The sequence below is a fragment of the Bacillus cereus group sp. BfR-BA-01349 genome, assembly GCF_022663795.1.
Classification (GTDB): Bacteria; Bacillota; Bacilli; order Bacillales; family Bacillaceae_G; genus Bacillus_A; species Bacillus_A cereus.
In genome coordinates this window covers 233,085-253,683 of the sequence record NZ_JAKUGE010000001.1, presented here as the reverse complement: position 1 = coordinate 253,683, position 20,599 = coordinate 233,085, and the positions used below count along the sequence as shown (strand labels likewise).

Genomic DNA, 20,599 nt, shown 5'->3' with positions numbered 1-20,599 from the left:
AGATGCGAGATTAAATTTAGGAGAGAAGATATGAAAGAAAAAGAGCGTTTAATTATAGAATCGGCTATGAAGTTATTTGCTACTAAGGGTGTAAATGCGACATCAGTGCAGGAAATTGTGACAGCTAGTGGTATATCTAAAGGAGTTTTTTACTTATATTTTAAATCGAAAGATGAGCTTTTATTAGCGACACTTCGATATTATTATGACAAAATCCAAAAGAAAATGCTGGATATTGAACAAGAGTCTTTATTACCACGTGAAAAATTTGCAAAACAATTACATTGTCAGTTTAATGATATACAAAAACATAAAGAATTTATTATTATGCATGCGAGAGAAAATGCAATTCCGTTTAATAAAGAAGTAGAAGAATTTATGATGCGGATGAAGTTAGAGTCTCATGCATTTTATCGGAATAGTTTATTGTCCATTTATGGTGAAAAGGTTATGCCATATTTATTGGATTTAGTAATTATAGTAGAAGGCATATGCCGTGGTTATTTAGAGTTAATTATTTTACAAGCACCAGAAATTGATTTATCGTATGTCGCTGCTTTTATTTTAAAAAGAGTAGATCATTTAGTAGATGGCTTAGTAGAATCTTCGGAAGAACCTATTTTACATGAAGAAAAGCTTGGAGAATTCCTTTGTAAATCAGAGCTCATTAAGGAACAAGTTAAAGAGCATTTTTTAAAAGACATTATTGTATTTAAGCGTAATTTAGCGGATCAATTAGAGGATGATGAGTTGCTAGTAACGTTAGATGTTTTAGAGGCGGAAATACGATTGCTTAATCCAAGAATTCCGGTAATTAGAGGTATGTTAGCAAATTTAGAGGCGTATCCGGAATTAAAAGAATTTCGATTACGCCTTATAGGATACTACAATATAAAAAATTCTTAATAAAAATAAGTAAAAACTCCTTGTCTACACAAGGAGTTTTTACTTAAAGACTACTTACTATTTTGAGACCATTCTTCGACATCCCAAACTTTTGTGATCCAATCTTCATAGAAGTCCGGTTCGTGACATACAAGGAGGATTGTTCCTTTATATGCTTTCATAGCCTTCTTAAGTTCCGCTTTTGCTGTAACATCAAGATGGTTTGTCGGCTCATCAAATAGTAGCCAGTTACTTTCCTCACCCATTAGCTTACATAAACGAACTTTTGCTTGTTCTCCACCACTTAATTGACTTAATGGGCGAGAAATATGTTCATTTTTTAATCCGCATTTTGCTAACATCGCACGAATTTGATGCTGGTCTAAACCAGGGAATGTATTCCATACATCATCAATTGGTGTTATATTGTCAGCTTTAACTTCTTGCTCAAAGTATGCAGGCTCTAAGAAGTCACCAAGGCTTGTTTTACCGCTTAAAGGCTTAATTTTATCTAAGATTGTTTTTAGTAACGTTGATTTACCAACACCGTTACATCCAACAATAGCAATTTTTTCACCACGTTCGATCGTCATTGATAGCTTTGGTAGTAGCGGATGTGTATATCCGATTTCTACATTTTCACCTTCAAAGACGAAGCGACTACTTGCGCGACTTTCTTTAAATGAGAATTCAGGTTTAATTGCTGTTTCTGGGCGATCAATAAGTTCCATGCGATCAAGTTGCTTTTGACGACTCTTTGCACGACCTGTCGTTGAATAACGAGCCTTGTTTTTTGCAATGAAGTCTTCTTGCTTTTTGATAAACTCGCGCTGCTTTTCATAAGCGTTTATATGTTGGTTTTTATTGATTTCTGCTAGTTCTAGGAATTTTTCATATGTCGCTGTATAGCGTGTCATTTTTGTGAATTCTAGATGGAAAATAACATCAACACATTTGTTCATAAATTCCGTATCATGAGAAATTAATAAGAATGCATGTGGGTATTCTTTTAAATAATTTGTTAACCAATGAATATGTTCAACGTCTAAATAGTTAGTAGGTTCATCAAGCAATAATACTTCTGGCTGTTCAAGTAATAGCTTTGCAAGCAATACCTTTGTACGTTGTCCACCACTTAGTGCTGAAACATCACGATCTAAACCAATAGCATCAATTCCAAGACCACGTGCAGCCTCTTCAATTTTCATATCTAGTAAATAGAAACCACCTGCTTCAAGTGCATCTTGTATTTCTGCCATTTGTTCAAGAAGTTCTTCTGGTTCTTCTGGTGTAGCAGTTCCCATTTTTTCTGTAACTTCATTTAAAGCTTTTTCCTTTTCGAATAACGGTAAAAATGCATCCGCTAGTACGTCACGGATCGTACGTCCAGGCGTTAAAACAGTATGCTGATCTAAGTAGCCGTAATGTGTGCCCGGTGTCCATTCTACACGACCTTGGTCATGAATAAGCTGACCAGTAATGATATTCATGAATGTTGATTTACCAACACCGTTTGCACCAACTAATCCAACGTGCTCACCTGCTAATAATCGCATAGATACATCTTTAAATAATGTACGATCACCAAATGTATGTCCTAATTTTTCAACTGTTAATAAGCTCATAGTATCCTCCGTCCAACTTGAAATAGTACCTTGAATCATGATACTAAATTCTTTCATATAATGCCATCATTTCAAAATGTATATTTTTTCAAAAGAAGTGTTTGTAAATGTTAGTATATAAAAAAGTTACTTCTACCTACAGAAGTAACTTTTTGGTTATGCCTTTTGTTTAACTTCACTAACTTTCTTTTCAGCTACAATAAAATGCGGTCTACGTTTTGTTTCATAATAAATACGACCGATATATTCACCAATAACACCTAGGAATATGAGTTGAATACCGCCAATAAATAGTATAGCGGAAATGAGAGTAAAGTAACCAGGAACTTCCACACCACCAAGGATGATTTGAACGAACGTAGTGATTACGTATAAAAGTCCTAAAATGGTTGTTAGTAATCCGAGATATATAGATAGACGTAACGGTTTATTATTAAATGAAATTACACCATCAATTCCGTAATTTAATAATTTCGAGAAGGTCCATTTACTTTCTCCATCAGAACGTAATACATTTTCATATTCAATGATTAATTCGTTATAACCGATCCAAGAAAATAAGCCTTTTGAAAATCGGTTGTATTCACTTAAAGATAATAAAGAATCTACTGCTCTTCGACTTAAAAGTCTAAAGTCCCCAATACCGTCTACTAATTCAATATCTACAAATTTATTCATCACTTTATAGTAAAGACGAGAGACGAAAGAGCGAACGGGTGAATCACCAGTTCTTGTTCTTTTTGCAATGACTTGGTCGTAGCCGTCGTTATATCCTTCTAACAGTTCTTTTATTAACGTAGGAGGGTGTTGTAAGTCAGCATCCATAATAACAATTGCATCGCCTGTAGCATATTTTAAACCAGCTAACATTGCAGCTTCTTTTCCGAAGTTTCGACTAAATGATATGTAGTGTACTGACGAATCTGAACTAGCTAAATCACGTAAAATATTTAAAGTATCATCTTTACTACCATCATTAACAAAAACAAATTCATAATCGGTAGTTAATTTATGAATTTCAAGAGAAGTCTCTGAATAAAAGGCTCGAAGCACCTTTTCTTCATTGTAGCATGGTACAACGATTGAAAGAGTCATTTTTGACACTCCTTGTTTGTAGTGGGTTAAAACAATGTTATGCGTTTTTATATGAATCTATCCAATTGGATAGATTCATGATTCATTGATTGCTCATTATTGCTTTTTAAAAGAAAATTTTCGTCGTGCTTTTGGATTTTTGAAAATTAGTAAAGCTATACAGATAATTAGTGAGATGATTGATATAATCATACCTAATTTGAAGTAAGGTGTAACGTAAGTCATTTCGATTACATGTGAACCTTTTGTAATGGGAACACCGATAAAGGCAGAATTCGCTTTCGTAAATTCGGTTTCTTTCCCATCAATTTTTATAGTCCAGCCTTTACTATATGGGACAGATAAATATAAGAGCCCGTCTTTATTTGATTTGATATCCCCTTTTAAATAATTGTTCTTATAATAAATATTTTCAAGCCTATTTTCAGTTAGTTTTTTTGTTTCTTTTTGTACACTTTCATAGTTTACAATATTTGCTTGCAAGTCACCTAATTCATACTCACCTGCCATATCAATAGAGATAGTTAGATTTTCTGGACGCTCATTGCCCAAATTGTAAACAAACCTTTCTAACGGATAAGAGTATGCACCAGCATCGTCCCCTTTTCCTATCGTTTTTCCATTAACAGTTGCATTGAATGTGCCTGCATTTTTTAATTTTAATTCTATCAGTAGATCACCAGGTGTATCAGGATAATTGATAGGTACAATCATATTTCCAAAGCCATGAACAATTAGTTTATTTTCTTGTTTTTCCATGTTTTCGAATTTTGCTTTTTCCGTTTTAATAGATACTGCCTTTGATTTGAGGTCTTGTTTATTAAAATGGTTTAATGAAAATTCTTTTGTATTATTAACGACAACAGCATGTAATAATAATTGATCACGCTGAGCGAAGTTTAATTTAGAAAATTCTTCTTCACTTATAGCCGAATCATATACATATCCTAACGGTAAAGCATAGTCATTTTTGTAAATATTATATGGTCCTACTTGCTGTAATAGTTTATATCCATAAGGTACATTCTTTGAATCTGTATCAGCACTTAATACGCGATATTTTATACCTAGCATATTTTCGAGTAGTAGTCGACTATCAGCTTGATAAAACATTGAAGGTGTATCGTACATTTGGAATACACCATATTTATTTTTCATAAAGTCATGGACATAATAATTAACTAAGCTTTGATACGTACTTACGCCATGATATCCTTGTAGCATCGGTGTGTTATATTCGCTATATGGATTAAGAATACGATAAAAGTCTTTATCATTTTCTTGTATGTAGCGAATTGCAGCAATTTCTTCTTTATTATCATAGCCTGGTTCGTGTAACTTTTCAGTTGAAATCTGGCTCTGTCCGTAAACGGTGCTAAGTATATTATTCGCATACATATAATTCATAGAAATTGTGCTAACGAGTACATTCAATACAACTAAAAATTGTATGAATGATTTAGAAATATAGCGCCATAAACATACTGTAATAACAGAAAGAACGACAGTTCCGAGTAAAATGTTATCAACGTCTTGTAAAGGTTTATCAGTTACATTTATATTTGCTTTTCTATAAAATGCATAAATGAATAATCCAATAGACACTAATAAACTTATTAAATAAGGTAATTTGTAGTCTTTCTTATGAATAATCATCCAATCTAGAATGTATGCAATTGTTTGGGCAATTACAAATACAAATAAATAGAACCATCTAGATTGCATTGCTGAAAAACCATTAAACACAGAATATGTATATGGAAGCATAAACAGAATGAACATGAATAACGTAAAGAATACTTTATTTTTAACGAGTTTATCACGTATAAACATTCCAAATACGATTAAGAATAAAATTAAAGCTGGTAAAGCTAATTGATGATTTTCAGCATTATACATGAAGAAAATATTTTCCATTAAATCTTTATAAAATTTATCTTCAAATAATAATGGTATCTCAAACTTTTTTGATAGTCGATCAGCACTAAATACGGCATTAACTGATGGGAGGAAGCAAACGGCGGCTAAACCGAGTGATAATCCATACAATAAACCGATTCTAATATAATAAGTTAGAAAAGAGACAATCGTTTTATTTTGTTGTGTCGAAAAGTATTGGAATAATGCATAAATAAATATGAAAATACTTGTGATAAAAGCAAAATAAAAGTTTGATGCTAACATTAAAGTAGCAGCGATTAGGAAAAGTCCGCGCTTCTTTTCAATAATATATTTATCAAGTCCCCATATTACTAATGGTAAAAATACAATGGCATCAGCCATGAAATCCCATAGTAAAGAGTGGCGGATGAAAGTAATACAACCACCATATATAATAGCAGCAACAAAAGATGAGAATGCTGTTTTATTATGGTAACGTAAAGAACCATACATGAATACCATAGCTAAAAAGTTTTTTAAAATACTCATGTATAATTTCACGTCATATACTTGCTCAAGACTTAGTTTAGGTAGTAACAGTGTAATCCAGAAAAACGGTGATGTGCTGTAATAATAACTAAACTCTCCAAATAAATCTCCACCTAATCCATAATCAAAAGACCAAAAAAGGTTGCCATCTTTAAAGGCATGTTGTAGAAGAAACGTAAAAAAACCAAATTGACGTAACGCATCCCCTGTACCAGAAAAGGCTTGATTAGATGTTAAAAAGAAATAATGAAAAGCAAAAGCGCACAATAATAATATTGGCATAATTATTATTGTTTTCTTGGAAAAGAATTTATTATTCGGCTTTATGCTCATAAAAATTGATAATCCTCCTTTGAAAGTCGTTACATGTAGCAACTAGTTTTTAGGTAGCATATAAAAACACACCAATTTTTAAAGGTGTGTTCTTTAGTTTTAACATGAGAAAATATATATTTTTGTTGAAGCATATATATTTTTACAAGCGTTGAAGTTCATAGTTTACATGTAATTTAGTATAAGGCATTTTCAGAAAGTAAGTCAATTTGAGCTGGAATATATAGCATTTTTTTACTGAAGAAAAATGATGGTATATAAAAAAGCAAAAAGCTTTTCCATTTTTAAATAGGAAAAGCTTTTTGCTTTTAAGCATGTTTGCGAATAAGCTTTTGTTTTATAAATCCTAAAACGAATCCACGTATTTGAGGATCAATTACAATTCCGATTATACCGTATAGTATACCAGTAAGAGTTAAAGCAACTAATGGTGGTAAGTTGATTAATGCAATTCGGTATATACCGTAACTAATAATAAAGGCTAAGGAATTAAATATAATTCCTTTAACTAATAATTGCATGCCTTTACGAATAAAGAGGGTAAATCCAATTAATAGTGTAATTTCGGTAATGATGGCTGCGGCAGCTGCCCCCATCATTCCATATTTACTACCTAATACAATATAACCTATGATGGCAACAACTAATCCAATAGTCATTGTTGTTGCACGTTTCCATTGCTGGCCAATCGTTGTTAAATTATCGGCTAGTGGATAGTTAATTGATTGTAAAATAACCATAAATGCTAGAATAGCAAGAGCGTCACCAGCGGGAGCGTATTTTTCTCCTAATAAACTAACAATCCAGAAACTTGGATCAGCAATAAAGGGGATAGAAATTCCCATTCCTAAAAAAGACATAAGTTTTAATTCAAAACTTGATAATTTTCTATGTTCTTCAATATTTTTCTCATTACCAAAAGCAAAAAGTCTTGGATAAAAAGCAGCTGCAATTACTCCAGGTATTTGATATAGTACAGCAGGTATTTTAGATGCAGCACCAAAGAATCCAACTTGCTTATATGTTGAAACTTTTTCTAATATAATAGGGCCCAATTGTGGTAAGAGCATAATAATGATTCCGTTGATCGTGAAAATAAGTAGTTGATCTAAAATGCCTTTATCCCAACCCTTATGGACTTTCGTGTAACGTATTGTCATTATAAAGGCGATAACACCTGTTACAAGACTAGATACCCCGTACATGGCAGCAACCATCATAAGTGACCATTGGAAAGACATCCCTAGTAATAGGGCAGCAGCAGCCGTTACACCTTGTAGTACAGAAATAATAGCTGTAAATTGCATGCGTTCTGTTACTTGGAAGTAAGCCATACCAACACCTTGTAAGGTTGCTCCGAACATTGTTGGTAGGACAACCCAATATACCATCGCACGTAAGTAAGCATCGGGATAGAAGAACTGGGCAAAAATAGCGAAAAGTACAGAAATTACGATAGCTAATATTAAACGAATACGTAAATAACTACTTATTAGCACACTAATATTAGCATCGCTTCTCGTTCCTTCACGCATAAACGTATGTGTTAAACCTGCATCTGTAAAGTAACAAATAACAGCTGAAACTGCTAACGCAGTTGTAAACATACCGTAATCACTTGGAGAAACATATCTTGCAAAGAAAATTGTTGCAATAGCCAGTACAAAGCGGACAGTAATGTTTCCTACAAAGAGGTAGGATGCGTTTTTTAGAATTTTATTTGTTTTCATGAGAAAAGACCTTTCTATTCTTTAGGACCCGGTTAGTTTGTCCTATTTGTAAATTTAATTTGTTCACAGAAAGAGAGAGTATCGTTATATTTTCAGTTTAAGAAAACAGAAATTTAATTCGTACAAACCAAAGCATTGCATATAGTTTTTTACTACGCTTTCCATTCTTTGAATAGATTTTACGGCAATATTTCCTTATATCTTTTTTGATTAATTGAACTTGTGATTTATCTAATCGAGAGTTTTCTTTAATATATATACAAGCGTTATTGATGACTGTATAAGGGAATAAATAAGTCTCAAGAATCTCAATCAGTGACTGAGGGTCTTTCGTAATGAAGTCTTGAGATTTATTATGTACCCAATCTTTCATACGATTGAATACTTCTAGCTCTTTTGTTGTTTTTAATTCATAATCTTTATACTTAGAAGAAAGATTTCCTTCTGATAAGATTCTATAATAAGTTAAGTATTCATCGACATAACATACATTTGTCAAACTCATAAGTTTAAATAAAAACTCTAAATCTTCTCCCCAACTACATCCTGGTGTAAAACGAATGTTATGATCCATTACGATGAATCGTTTGAAAATCCAAGTACTTGTTTGAGCAACAACTTGATGTGTTAGGAATGCTTTTGCCATATCACCTTTAATAAAGTTTGTTGTATGCTCAAGCTTTTCGCCTGTTTCTTCGTAGAAATTCATATAACCACAATAGCACGCGTCCATGTTGTTTTTATGCATACTCTCGATTTGTTTCTCAATTTTAGTTGGATGCCATAAGTCGTCACTATCAAGGAAAGCGATATATTCTCCGCTAGCATTTTCGATACCTGTATTACGGGCTACCGAAACACCTTGGTTTTTTTGATGAACGTATTTTACTTGCCCTGGGTATTTTTCAGCAAGGTTTTTCACAATAGAAGGTGATTGATCTTTACTTCCATCATCTACAATTACAATTTCAATGTTTTTATATGTTTGATCTAGTATTGACTGCATCGTTTCTTCAATATATTTTTCCGTGTTATACAGGGGTATGACAACAGAAACAAGTTGCTTTTGTTCCATCATAGAATTTTTATCTCCTCAAGTTTTTTATGTCTTGCATCATATATACAAGCCTTTTGGAAGGAAGAAGATTACAAGAACATCTGTATAAGTTTAACGCATATAAACTTTGTAAATCAACTTTCTATTGTTGTACTTTGTATAAAAAGTATTTATTATAGAACGTATTGTGTTGTAAAAATATAGAAATATATTTTGAAAATTATGTATCTGAAGGGAGAAGATGAGATGTTAGGGCGATTTACTCGCAAATCTAATATAATCCTTTTAGGGATTATTATGATAGTCGGTTTTGCACTTCGTTTTGCAACTTTACAAACACATGGTGCAGATCTATCTATAGCTAGCGATGATATAGGTTATCAAAAAACGGCAAATATTTTATTGGAAACAGGGATGTTAACATATCATGAACCAGATAAACCAACGATTCATATTATGCCGGGTTTTCCAGCTTTATTAGCTGTTGTATTTTATTTTTTTGGAAATGGCAGTGAAGGTCTTTTTGTAGCAAAATTAATTATTATCCTATTAGGGGTACTTAGTATTTTGCTAACTTATAAGATTGGTACTTATTTATTGAATTCTGCTGCAGGATTAATAGGTGCTTTCTTATTAGCTGTGTATCCTCCAGAGATTGTTATGGAAAATTTAACTTTAACAGAAGGACCATTTCTATTCCTTTCATTAGGATTAGTATATTGGAGTTTAAAATTAGCTGATACTCATAAAACGAAACATCTTCTGATTGTATTAATTTTCTACTTTTTAGCACTGTACCTCCGTGTACAAATTGCCTTATATCCAATCTTACTATTTGGGTATCTTTTAATGAAACGCTACCCATTCCGTATTATGATGAAGCAAGCGATTATAAGCATAGGAATAGGACTTATCGTACTTGGACCATGGTGGGCTCGCAATTACATTCAATTTGATAAATTTATCCCACTAACTGCTGGGGCAGGGAATCCGTTATTACTTGGAACGTATCAAGGGAAAGGTTACCCAGAAGGTAAGGATATGGGGGAACTTGAAATAGAGTTACATGCAAAATACCCTAATCTTGAAGCACATGAATTTATGGAATTAGAAGAAAAAATAGCGATTGATAAAATGAAGGAATGGTGGAAAACTGATAAGGAATCTATGATAGAGAGTTATTTAGTTTTGAAGCCAGAAATTCTTTGGAAAAAACCGTATTATTCTATAGAGCATAATATTGAAGTATTCAATGTTTCTGCAAAGGATATGAATGAAATATATAATTTTATTAAGACGACGTTTTTAATATGTACAGTACTTTCATTTATTTTCCTTTTAAAAAGGTGGAGAGAGACTACATTTTTATGGTCAATCCTTTTATTGCAAACAGCTTTAACATGTTTTTATGTTGCATATGAACGATATGCATTACCGTTAATACCATTCTTATTTATTATAATTGGAGTTGGGATCGTGGCAACTGTTATGAAAATTAGTAAATTATTAATTAGAAAAAAATAGTTTGCAATAAAAAACATCTTAATTTTTTTAAAAATTAAGATGTTTTTTTGTATATATCGATATTTAAATAGAAAACTATTCTTTATCGGTTTCAGGTTGCGTTACTTTTAATTTTTGCTTTAATAACGCATAATCTTGCGTTAACGTTACAAGTTGATGATGTAATTTAGAAATTTTTCTTGTTAAGTCAAAAATTAATATGAAACAGAATAATAGTCCAAATAAGAATAAAACAGATGGAGGATATTCTACGTGTAATAGTTGGCCAATCCAATTTATAATTTTTTCAGTAGAACTTAAAATAGCCATTGCAACACAAACAAAAATCCATAAAATAGCATATTTAGTTTCTAAAGCTCCACGACGAATGGAATTAATAATTAATAAAAATAATAATAGAATGAAGATAAATGAAAAGGTAATTATAGGCATTTATTATCAACCTTTCACAATTTTTTGCATCAATATAGCAAGGCTTACTTTAATCATGTAATATGCAGATTTAAGAGGTGTGATAGAAGATTGTCCCCCTTGACGCTCTTGCATATTTACAGATATTTCATTAATGCGAAGTTTTTTCTTTTTTAAATGAATAAGAACTTCTGGTTCTGGATAGTCTTTTGGATAGTTGTGTGCAAAAATTTTAATTACTTCTCGATTGATAGCACGATATCCAGAAGTTGGATCCATAAATGTTTGTTTTGTTAGTACTTTCAATAGGGCAGTAAAATAAAAAATACCGATCCTTCTGGAAATACTACCTTTATATGCTGTTTTTTCTGTAAAACGTGACCCTAGCACCATATCGCATTCATCTTCAGCGATTGGCTTTATTATTTTATATAAATCATCTGGATTATGTTGTCCATCAGCATCGAACTGAATCGCAATATCATATCCGTTCTCATATGCGTATTTATATCCAGTTTGTACAGCTGAGCCAATACCTAGGTTATATGGTAAGTTCACAAGGTGAACAGGAAAATCATTTACGATTTGAGCTGTTTTATCATGTGATCCATCATTAATAACGCAAATGCTTAATTCTGTAAAATGCTGTTTTAGTTTTAATAATCTTGTTAATGTATCTGCAATTGCTTCTTCCTCGTTATACGCAGGAATAATAATTAACGTTTTTGGTATTGAAATTGGTACCTCAATAGACATTATCGCACCATCCCTTATATACTTAATTATATTATAGTTATTTTTAAACGAACCTTATCTAATATACCATTAATAGTATAGCAAAATAAAGGAAAAACTGGTGGATTATTTTAGGAGGCAAACAGTAAATAAAAGATAAGAGGTGGAATTTTTTACAATAAAAAATACATGCAAGGATGAAATAAACCTGTGCATGTATGAAGTGAGAGTATCGTATTATATATTCCATGGCTTACTTAAAGTTAAAACTTCAGCCATCTCTTTACTTTTTAAACGTCCCTTTTTTCGGTTTTCCGCGCGTTCTAAACCGGTTGTGTGTAACCAATGTTCTTCTTCAGTTTCAGGAAGTACTTGTGGTACGGATGAAGGTTTTCCATCTTTTATTGCCACAAATGTAATGAAGCAAGTAGCAGCAATTCTACGCTCGCCTGCTAATAAGTTTTCTGCGATTACTTTTACGAAAACTTCCATTGAAGATTTCCCTGTATAACATACAAATGCTTCATAACAAACAGAATCAGCTTGGTGAATTGGAGTTAAAAAATCAACTGAATCAATAGATGCTGTTACGCAATGTTTACGACTATGTCTTGCAGCCGCAATTGAAGCAATACTATCAATTTCTGCTAATAATTTCCCTCCAAAAAGTGTTTGGTGATTATTTAAATCGTTAGGAAAAACACGTGTTGTCTTAATTGCTTTAGATTCTCGCATGAATTTCTTTTCCATATATTCAGCCCCTATAGTCTGTTTTCAATCAGAATAATATGTGTAAGCAGATTACTCATATTAGATATTTAATGAAGTAAAGTGTATTCCAAAAGAGGATTATTTAAACTTCTGTATTTGTATTCATGTAACTGAAAGAAAATTTATTTTATCTAAAATGTAGTGTAAAAGAGGATTCGCTTACATTGCAAGTAAAAAGTAATGACTATGTATTTGTCATAGAAATTCCCTATCAGCCGTGTACCCATTCATGATAGAATCGTTTTGTTATGAATGGAAATAGAGGTGCAATGGACATATGAATCATATACAAACAAATTTTTCATCTTTCTTCAATAAAATTACAATCGGTGCGATGCTCGCATTTTTTGTTTATAGTTGTTGGGCAGCATTTGAGACAAGTAAGCAATTTTTTGGAGGAAGTACAACAAGTGTAACAATCATATTAGCAATTTTCGTCATACTTATTTTGTTAGTGGCATCAATTCTACAATATCGTTTTACAGATAAACAATTTCTTATTTTTCTTATAAGTATATCTATAGTTGTGAGGGTTAGTATGCTGTTATTTGTAGATGCTCCAATAATTGGTGATATGAAAGTGATGTATGAGTCTGCAAAGCAGATTGCAATTGGTAATAATATAGGGACTGTAACTCATTTGCCTTTTATTATATATGAGTCGGTAATTATTCGTATATTTGGTGATTCATTATTCGCTTTACAACTATTTAATGTGCTATTTTGCACAGGAACAGCATTGTTTATTTATCGTATTGCGGGAATGGTTTTTGGAGAAGAATGCGGTCGTATTGCTTCTATCTTTTATGCTCTGTATATTCCAAATATATTCATGAGTTCCGTATTAACTCCTGAATCACTTGCAATATTTTTATTTTATTTTGCTTGTTACATACTTTTATATAAAGGATTAGATCATCCTTATATGTGGGTGTTTTCAGCGATTTTATTTGCATTTAGTAATATGGTTTTCCCAATGGGATTATTTCTTCCTATTTTTATTACGGTATATGTATTATTAATCGAAGTATTTCAATCAGCAACGAAACAAAAGGTGTTACTAAAAATGATAGGGATACTCATTCTATTTTATAGTGCCCATTTTAGTGTGAATTATGGAATTAAGGCAATGGGATTGTCACAATATACGATTTCAAATGAGACGTATGTTCAATCTGTTTTAATTGGAAAGACGCAACATGAAGAAAAAATATCGAAAAATCAAAGTGTAACAGAGCATATTGATCAAAAGTTAAAAGAGATTGAGGGAGAAAGATTTAAACTTTTAGAGCCGATGATAAATCAGTTTTCAGATGAAGGGGTAAATTCTATTCTTTTCAAATGTGAAAAACTGATATATATAGCCGTAACATTGTTTATGACTATAGCTCTATTACACTTCCTTATTAAGAAACAACAAAATGAGGGATATATGTTGTTCTTATTTTTAATTAGTGGCTACGTATTGTTAAAGCTCTTTCAAGTAGATATGGCATATTACAATGTAATTATGCCGGCATTGTTCATTTTGCAGAGCTTTGGTGTTTATATGAGTTATGTGTATTGTCAAAAAATATTTTTCAGAAAATAAAAAGAATCCATTCTGGATTCTTTTTTTGATGGAAGATGAAATTTAGTAGTCAGTGCAGATGAAAAGTATGCCTGACTTGAATTTGATCCCGCTATTTTCCAGGCAGTAAGACCCCCACCTCAAAATTAGCGAAAGCAAAGAAGTTAGGTGGGGGGCGGGCTGCCCGTAAAAGCCCGATTGGTGAGGGCTGATAATCAACGGGGGATAAACAAAACCCCCGTTGATTAAAGTTTCACTTTATCTTATCGATTTAGTTCTAGTTGTAAATTATCGGCTGTTAGAGCCATTTGTGAGGAATCATCTTGAATTCCTTTCATTACTTGTGAAATAGCTTGTAGCTCGTGTTCAATTTTCTTATTCTGTTCTTTTGAGTTAGACATATCTTTTACAATTTCTTGGAAGTATCGATCTGTTGCTGACATACTATCCGTTCCTTCCGATACGAGAGAGCTAATTTGTTTCACGGAAGACGAGACACGGGTAATTTGTTCATTTGTTTTTTCAACGAGCTTTGTAACGTTAAATATAGATTCTTTCGTTTGCTCTGATAATTTCCGAATTTCACCAGCAACAACAGAAAACCCCTTCCCAAATTCTCCAGCACGTGCAGACTCGATAGCTGCATTTAGTGCGAGTAAATTGGTTTGCTCCGCAATCGATTTAACAATATCTATGATTTCATTAATTTTGTTAGAAATATTAAGGAGTTCATGAGTATCTGTAATAATCGTTTCCATATTCATTTGAATAGATCCCATTCGTTTGTTTTGCTGGTTTAATTGTTCTTTCCCTTTATTGGCTTTTTCTTCAGATGTTGTAGCTAATGATGTACCTGTTTTAGCAATCTCTACAATAGTTTCAGATTTGGCGGTTAGTTTTTGAATAGAAGAGCTTGTTTTTTCAGATACAGCAGCTAGTTCTGTTGCGATATGCGTAATTGTCATAGCAGTTAGTTCTTTTTCTTTCTCATGCTCTTTTTGCATTCTTTCATATTCAGATTCATAAGCTGCAAGAACAAGTTCTTGTTCAAGAGTAAATAATTTATTTATAACATTTATAGAATAGGAAAAATCATCGATTGTTGTTATTTTGGTTTGCAAAATCTTCATGATAGAGCGGAACAATTCTTGATAAGCAGCAGTATACCATTTTCGATGTAAACCAATTTGTACATGCCTTTTGGCAATCCTAACACGCTGTTCAATAAAATCTTCATGCATATTGCCGCTGAATAATTCTTTAATATGTGTTTTTAAAGTTTGTTTTAGTTTTGGAATAGAGCTGTAACGTTCAATAATAGTAATTAAATTAGGTTGTTTTGTAATGTTGGCATAGAATTTTTCAGTAATCCAATCAATTTCTGCATAAATAAAAGGCTGTAGTACTTTTACAACTTGTAAATCTTCTTTTGAAATATGTAGCATATCCATTTGAATTTTTAATTCAGAATTAGTAGGGACATTAAAAGTTATTTGTTGGTCCTTACTTAATTCGATTATACTGGCATTTGTTTTATTAATATTTTTTTTGAAAACCCCAAGCATCATTCTTCCCCCTGTATATAAAACGTTTTCAATTTTAAAACTAATATAGAGTAATTATATATGCTTATATATAATTACTCTATATTAGTTCGTTGAATAGTATATAAATTAAGAGAATTCTATCTAGAATTCTCTTAATGGCCTTTATTAATTTTAGCATGTGTTTTAAAGAAAACAGGGAAATGAACATTATATATTACAGTGACGACACGAATAATGAATGTTACTAATAAACAAACATAGAAAGCTAACACGTGCGCCCCCATAGCGTGTGTGATTAGGAAGCTAATTGCTCCTAAGATAGAAGCGATTGCGTAAATCTCTTTTCGGAATACGTAAGGGATATCTTGAGCACAAATGTCACGCAAAATACCGCCTCCAATACCTGTAATGACTCCCATTGAAACAACTAGAAATGAGGCGTCAACATGATGTGACATTGCCGCATTTGCACCAATAGCTGTAAAAACACCTAAGCCAACAGCATCAGAAAGCATAATAACGACTTGAAGTTTATTGATGCGCTCAAAAAACATACAAGTAAATAATGCTGATAATACACTTACGAAAAAGTAAATGGGTTTTACAAATGCGACAGGGGGCAGGTTACCAATCATGATATCACGAATAATACCGCCGCCGAGCGCAGTAGCTACAGCTAAACAAAGGACACCAAATAAATCTAAATCTTTTTTTAAACCAACTAATGTACCAGAAATGGCAGCGGCGATAATGCCAAGAAACGTAAATATATCGATTAATAACATGGCCTTAATCCCTTCCTCTTAAAGATGTTCCAGAGAAAAAATATACACTAAAGTATTGGAAATAACAATTACTTTTCGCTACATGTAGAAAAACGGATAAAATTCATAAAGAAAGCGTTTGAAAATGTTTGGAAAATAGCCATAAAGTAATTTGAAAAAGATATGAAAAGATTAATTTTACATTTTTTGATGTTGTTTATTTGGTAAAACATTACAATTATAGGTAGGTTATTTATATTTGTATAAAATGATAAAAAAATATTTATATACTGACAAAAATAAGGGGATGGTTGTTAGATAGATTTTATAAAAATAGGGGAGTATAGCTAAAGGACGATAATTTCTATTACTGATTAATACTTGTCCTGGCTAGTTTTAGCTGGAAAAATAGTTCTCGATTTGAATATGAGTTATGTTATAATTGCTAGGTGTGTTTGAATGATAAAAAATTATGATTAAAAGATAATGTTAAGATTTTGTATGGAGGTCTTGGAATGTTAGCAAATCAAGCTAGGGTTAGATTTGAGCATTTTTTGCTCTTTTTTATTATTTTACAGCCTGTTTTAGATTTATTAACGTCTCTTAGCATCACTTTATTAAAGTCAAATGCTACCGTTGGAATTTTAGTAAGATTCCTTATTATGGCTGTTGGTGGTATTTACATTTTAATTCAGGCAAAAGAGAAGGAAAATAGAAAGTTTTTAATTTATCTTATATTGTTAGCCGGAGTTTTAGGGATAGGATTTATTAATAACAAACTAGTTAAGGATCCTATTGTACTTAGTGAAGAGGTTAAATTCGTTGCGAAAGCATTATATATATATATCATGCTGGGATCATACATTTTAGCTTTAAAATCATTGAAAAAGACAGTTAATATTAGTGATAAGGTTCGAAATAGTATTGTATATTCTACATTAATCATTAACGCAATTATGGTTATTTCTATTTCAACATCTACTGACTTTGGTAGTTATGAATGGATGAAGGTTGGTTCTCGAGGTTGGTTCTATGCAGGGAATGAACTAGGTTCAATCTTAGCTATTATTTTCCCTATTGTAGTACTATATTCTATTCAAAAAACAAAGAGCTGGAAACACATTCTATATTGGATTCCATCACTTTTAATGATTTATTCGCTAATTCAAGTTGGTACAAAAGTAGGAATGGGCTCAATTGGTGCTACGCTAGCGGCAGCAATCGGGATTATTTTACTACAATTATTATTTGATAGAAAAAATCCGAACAAAAAATCCCTTGCACTTAATGCAGTAATTGCTATTGTCCTATTAGCTGGTGTAGTCGGAACGTTTAAACAAACGCCATTAGCACAAAATATGGGTATTCACAATAATTATTTATCAGAGCAAAATGTGGCACAGCAAGGTCAAAAAGAAAAAGAAATTAAAGAGAAGCTGAAAAAAGAGCAAGAACTTAAAGCAAAAGAAGAAAATCATCATAAAGTTGAAAAGCCAGAAGAAAAGGCGAAGATAGAAGAGGAAGTTAAGAAAGAGCTTGAGAAAGAGCAAAAGAAAGAAAATCAAGAAAATCTTATTTTCAGTGGACGTCAAGTATATGAAGAAAGACATAAGCAGTTCTTTAAAGAAGCGCCAATGTCACAAAAGTTATTAGGAATGGGTTATGCAGGTAACTTTAAATACAATGAACAAAAGCAGCCAGATCCAAAACTAATTGAAATGGACTTCCATGATTGGTTTTATGATTTCGGGATTATTGGCTTTGTATTACTAATGATTCCATTTGTTTATTACGGGCTAAGAATTCTACTAGCATTTGCTACGAGATTTAAGGACATATTTAATATAAAATATGGAATGATTTCAGCAAGCTTATTGTTAGCGTTAGGTATTGCTTATATTGCAGGACATATTTTAACAGCACCAGGAGTTGGGATTTACTTTGTAGTGGTGTTAGCTTATCTAATAGTAGACCTAGAAATTGAATGATAAAAATAAAAATAGATGGAAACGTAGCGAGGATTTAAAGGAGGGAAAAATATGAGAATATTGCATATGAATGCAGGAGCAGAAGATGGGGGAGGGAAAACACATATTATTTCACTTCTCGATCAGTTTCCAACTGGTGAAGTAGAATTAGCAGTATTTGAAGATGGAATTGTTGCGAAGGAAGCAAGGGAGTTAGGGATAAAAGTCCATGTGTTTTCACAAAAATCGCGCTATGATTTATCCATTTTAAAGAATATAAGTGAATTTATTAATAAAGAAAAATTTGATGTAGTTCATACACATGGCCCTAGGGCTAATTTCTATGTTTCTTTAATGAAAAAGAGAATAAAGGCAAAATGGGTAACGACTATTCATAGTGATCCATTTCAAGACTTTACTAAACAGGGCTTAAAAGGTTGGATTTTTACGAAATTAAATTTGAAAGCCTTAAAAAATATAGACTTATTTTTCGTTGTAACAAATAGATTGAAAAAAAGCCTGGCAGCATTAGGTATTTCAAATGAAAAGATGCATGTTATTTATAATGGAATTGAATACGATAAGGAAAAAGCAAAAGGCTATAATAAAAAAGAAATGTTCAATATTGATGAAGATGTATTTACGGCAATCCAAGTAGCACGATTACATCCTGTCAAAGGACATGAAGTTTTATTCGATGCGTTACAACAAACAAAATTAGAGAAAATTAAAGTATTATTAGTTGGCGATGGCCCATTAGAAGAAAATCTAAAGTCATTAGCTACTGAAAAAGGGATTAACGATAAAGTAGAGTTTTTAGGACATCGTCAAGATGTAAAACAATTATTTGCGTCGTCACATGTAAATTTATTAACTTCCCATAGTGAAGGGTTCCCACTAGTTTTATTAGAAGCGGCAAATCAACGCGTACCATCAATTGTGACTAGGGCTGGAGAAATTGAACCATTAATCGTAGATGAAACTTACGGATGGATTGTGCCGACAGGTGATGGAAAGACATTAGCATTAGCTTTAGAAGAAGCGTATGATAAGTGGAAAACTGGAGAGTTAGCAGCAATGGGTAAACATATTTATGAGCATGCTACTATGAACTTCTCACTTCAAAAACTATATGAAGATACAAAGGAAACATATAAGCAATTAATAGCGAAAAACTTGTAATGATAGAGAGGATAGTTAACTATGGCAGTACAAACAGTTGATATTCTAGGCGTTCCTTTTTCTACAATGACAATGGATGAAACGGTCCAATATTTAAAAGAACAACTAGAAGCGGAGCGAACTCATACGTTTCAGGTAGTAACAGCAAACCCTGAAATTGTTATGTGCGCAAAAAAGGATGAAAAGTTCTATCAAACATTATTGAATACAGATTTAATTACACCTGATGGTATTGGGGTTGTAAAGGCAAGCGGCATGCTTGGTACACCTTTAAAAGAACGTGTAGCAGGTTTTGATTTAATGTGTAATTTACTTGCGAAGTTATCAGAAGATAGTAAGCCGGTATCTGTTTTCTTATTAGGTGCAAAGCCGCATGTTGTACAAGCTGCAGCAGATCATTTAACAAAGACATATTCAGCTGTATCCATCGCTGGTATACAAGATGGTTATTTTAAACAAGAAGACGAAGAGAATATTATTTCTCGCATTCAAGAAGCAAAACCAGATTTATTACTTGTTGCACTTGGTTTCCCGGGACAAGAGAACTTTATCCAAAACAATAAGCATCGTTTAGAAACGAAAATGGCTGTTGGAGTGGGTGGAAGTTTAGACGTATGGGCTGGAGAGGTAAAACGTGCACCAAAATGGATTCAAGCGATTCATTTAGAGTGGTTTTATAGATTATGCAGTAATCCGACACGCTGGCGTCGTCAGTTAGTATTAGCGGAATTTTTAAAAGAAGTAATGCGTTCGAAAAAGTAGCGAAATATCGCTGCTTTTTTTATTTGTTCATTTTTAATAAATTGAAACTTTAATCAGTGAGGCATCCCCACTGATTATTAGCTCTCACCAATCGGGATAGACGTTTTACTTTTTGGGAATGATGAAGGAGAATTTTTTACACAAAAGTATTTTACTTATACAATTCACACATGTAAAATGATGTGTAAAGACACCTGTGTGAGGAGGACTT

General features: G+C 32.3%; 16 protein-coding genes and 1 pseudogene. 6 read left to right on the top strand and 11 right to left on the bottom strand.

Translation table 11 applies throughout. The annotated features are described in order from the left end of the window. The first annotated feature begins 30 nt into the window (after window positions 1-30). On the top strand, window positions 31-906 hold the full coding sequence (locus MR169_RS01170; RefSeq protein ID WP_242318771.1) for a TetR/AcrR family transcriptional regulator: 876 nt from the start codon (window positions 31-33) through the stop codon (window positions 904-906). A 50-nt stretch (window positions 907-956) separates the two neighbouring features. Here MR169_RS01170 and MR169_RS01165 read toward each other — a convergent pair whose 3' ends face one another. The 5 genes from MR169_RS01165 to MR169_RS01145 form a co-directional block, all read right to left on the bottom strand. Beyond that, on the bottom strand, window positions 957-2,510 hold the full coding sequence (locus MR169_RS01165) for an ABC-F family ATP-binding cassette domain-containing protein (protein ID WP_242318779.1): 1,554 nt from the start codon (window positions 2,508-2,510) through the stop codon (window positions 957-959). A 156-nt stretch (window positions 2,511-2,666) separates the two neighbouring features. Continuing rightward, entirely contained in the window at window positions 2,667-3,605 is a 939-nt protein-coding gene (locus MR169_RS01160) for a glycosyltransferase family 2 protein (protein ID WP_000175827.1), read from the bottom strand. Window positions 3,606-3,701: 96 nt separating this feature from the next. After that, on the bottom strand, window positions 3,702-6,368 hold the full coding sequence (locus tag MR169_RS01155; protein WP_242318770.1) for a YfhO family protein: 2,667 nt from the start codon (window positions 6,366-6,368) through the stop codon (window positions 3,702-3,704). 308 nt (window positions 6,369-6,676) lie between these two features. After that, window positions 6,677-8,098: an oligosaccharide flippase family protein gene (locus tag MR169_RS01150; RefSeq protein WP_000856129.1), complete on the bottom strand. Its 1,422-nt coding sequence runs from the start codon at window positions 8,096-8,098 to the stop codon at window positions 6,677-6,679. Window positions 8,099-8,195: 97 nt separating this feature from the next. Further along, window positions 8,196-9,176, bottom strand: a complete 981-nt coding sequence (locus MR169_RS01145) for a glycosyltransferase family 2 protein (RefSeq protein WP_000970518.1) — start codon at window positions 9,174-9,176, stop codon at window positions 8,196-8,198. Between the two features lie 225 nt (window positions 9,177-9,401). Between MR169_RS01145 and MR169_RS01140 the strand changes: the two genes are divergently transcribed. Further along, complete coding sequence (locus MR169_RS01140) at window positions 9,402-10,679, top strand: glycosyltransferase family 39 protein (RefSeq protein ID WP_000901469.1); 1,278 nt, start codon at window positions 9,402-9,404, stop codon at window positions 10,677-10,679. A 75-nt stretch (window positions 10,680-10,754) separates the two neighbouring features. Here MR169_RS01140 and MR169_RS01135 read toward each other — a convergent pair whose 3' ends face one another. From MR169_RS01135 to MR169_RS01125, 3 genes are all read right to left on the bottom strand, one after another. After that, the gene (locus MR169_RS01135; RefSeq protein WP_001121767.1) at window positions 10,755-11,111 is read right to left on the bottom strand and encodes a DUF2304 domain-containing protein; all 357 of its coding nucleotides are present in this window, start codon (window positions 11,109-11,111) and stop codon (window positions 10,755-10,757) included. Between the two features lie 6 nt (window positions 11,112-11,117). After that, window positions 11,118-11,846: a glycosyltransferase family 2 protein gene (locus MR169_RS01130; RefSeq protein WP_242318769.1), complete on the bottom strand. Its 729-nt coding sequence runs from the start codon at window positions 11,844-11,846 to the stop codon at window positions 11,118-11,120. A 216-nt stretch (window positions 11,847-12,062) separates the two neighbouring features. Beyond that, window positions 12,063-12,575, bottom strand: a complete 513-nt coding sequence (locus tag MR169_RS01125; protein WP_000412120.1) for an acyl-CoA thioesterase — start codon at window positions 12,573-12,575, stop codon at window positions 12,063-12,065. 298 nt (window positions 12,576-12,873) lie between these two features. Here MR169_RS01125 and MR169_RS01120 point away from each other — a divergent pair, with 298 nt between their 5' ends. Next, on the top strand, window positions 12,874-14,187 hold the full coding sequence (locus MR169_RS01120; RefSeq protein ID WP_061655694.1) for an ArnT family glycosyltransferase: 1,314 nt from the start codon (window positions 12,874-12,876) through the stop codon (window positions 14,185-14,187). Window positions 14,188-14,429: 242 nt separating this feature from the next. Here MR169_RS01120 and MR169_RS28415 read toward each other — a convergent pair whose 3' ends face one another. From MR169_RS28415 to MR169_RS01110, 3 genes and pseudogenes are all read right to left on the bottom strand, one after another. Continuing rightward, on the bottom strand, window positions 14,430-15,131 hold the full coding sequence (locus MR169_RS28415) for a methyl-accepting chemotaxis protein (RefSeq protein ID WP_370658441.1): 702 nt from the start codon (window positions 15,129-15,131) through the stop codon (window positions 14,430-14,432). Window positions 15,132-15,185: 54 nt separating this feature from the next. Continuing rightward, window positions 15,186-15,731 (bottom strand): annotated as a pseudogene (locus MR169_RS28410) (protoglobin family protein); the annotation flags it as partial. A gap of 134 nt (window positions 15,732-15,865) precedes the next feature. After that, on the bottom strand, window positions 15,866-16,498 hold the full coding sequence (locus MR169_RS01110; RefSeq protein WP_000924369.1) for a trimeric intracellular cation channel family protein: 633 nt from the start codon (window positions 16,496-16,498) through the stop codon (window positions 15,866-15,868). Between the two features lie 494 nt (window positions 16,499-16,992). On the opposite strand from MR169_RS01110, the gene MR169_RS01105 reads away from it, so the two are divergent. The 3 genes from MR169_RS01105 to MR169_RS01095 are packed head-to-tail and all read left to right on the top strand — an operon-like array spanning window position 16,993 to window position 20,388. Next, window positions 16,993-18,465, top strand: coding sequence for an O-antigen ligase family protein (locus tag MR169_RS01105; protein ID WP_000880750.1), 1,473 nt, complete (start codon window positions 16,993-16,995; stop codon window positions 18,463-18,465). 51 nt (window positions 18,466-18,516) lie between these two features. Beyond that, window positions 18,517-19,626: a glycosyltransferase family 4 protein gene (locus MR169_RS01100; RefSeq protein ID WP_242318768.1), complete on the top strand. Its 1,110-nt coding sequence runs from the start codon at window positions 18,517-18,519 to the stop codon at window positions 19,624-19,626. A 21-nt stretch (window positions 19,627-19,647) separates the two neighbouring features. Next, complete coding sequence (locus MR169_RS01095) at window positions 19,648-20,388, top strand: WecB/TagA/CpsF family glycosyltransferase (RefSeq protein WP_242318767.1); 741 nt, start codon at window positions 19,648-19,650, stop codon at window positions 20,386-20,388. Window positions 20,389-20,599 lie beyond the last annotated feature (211 nt).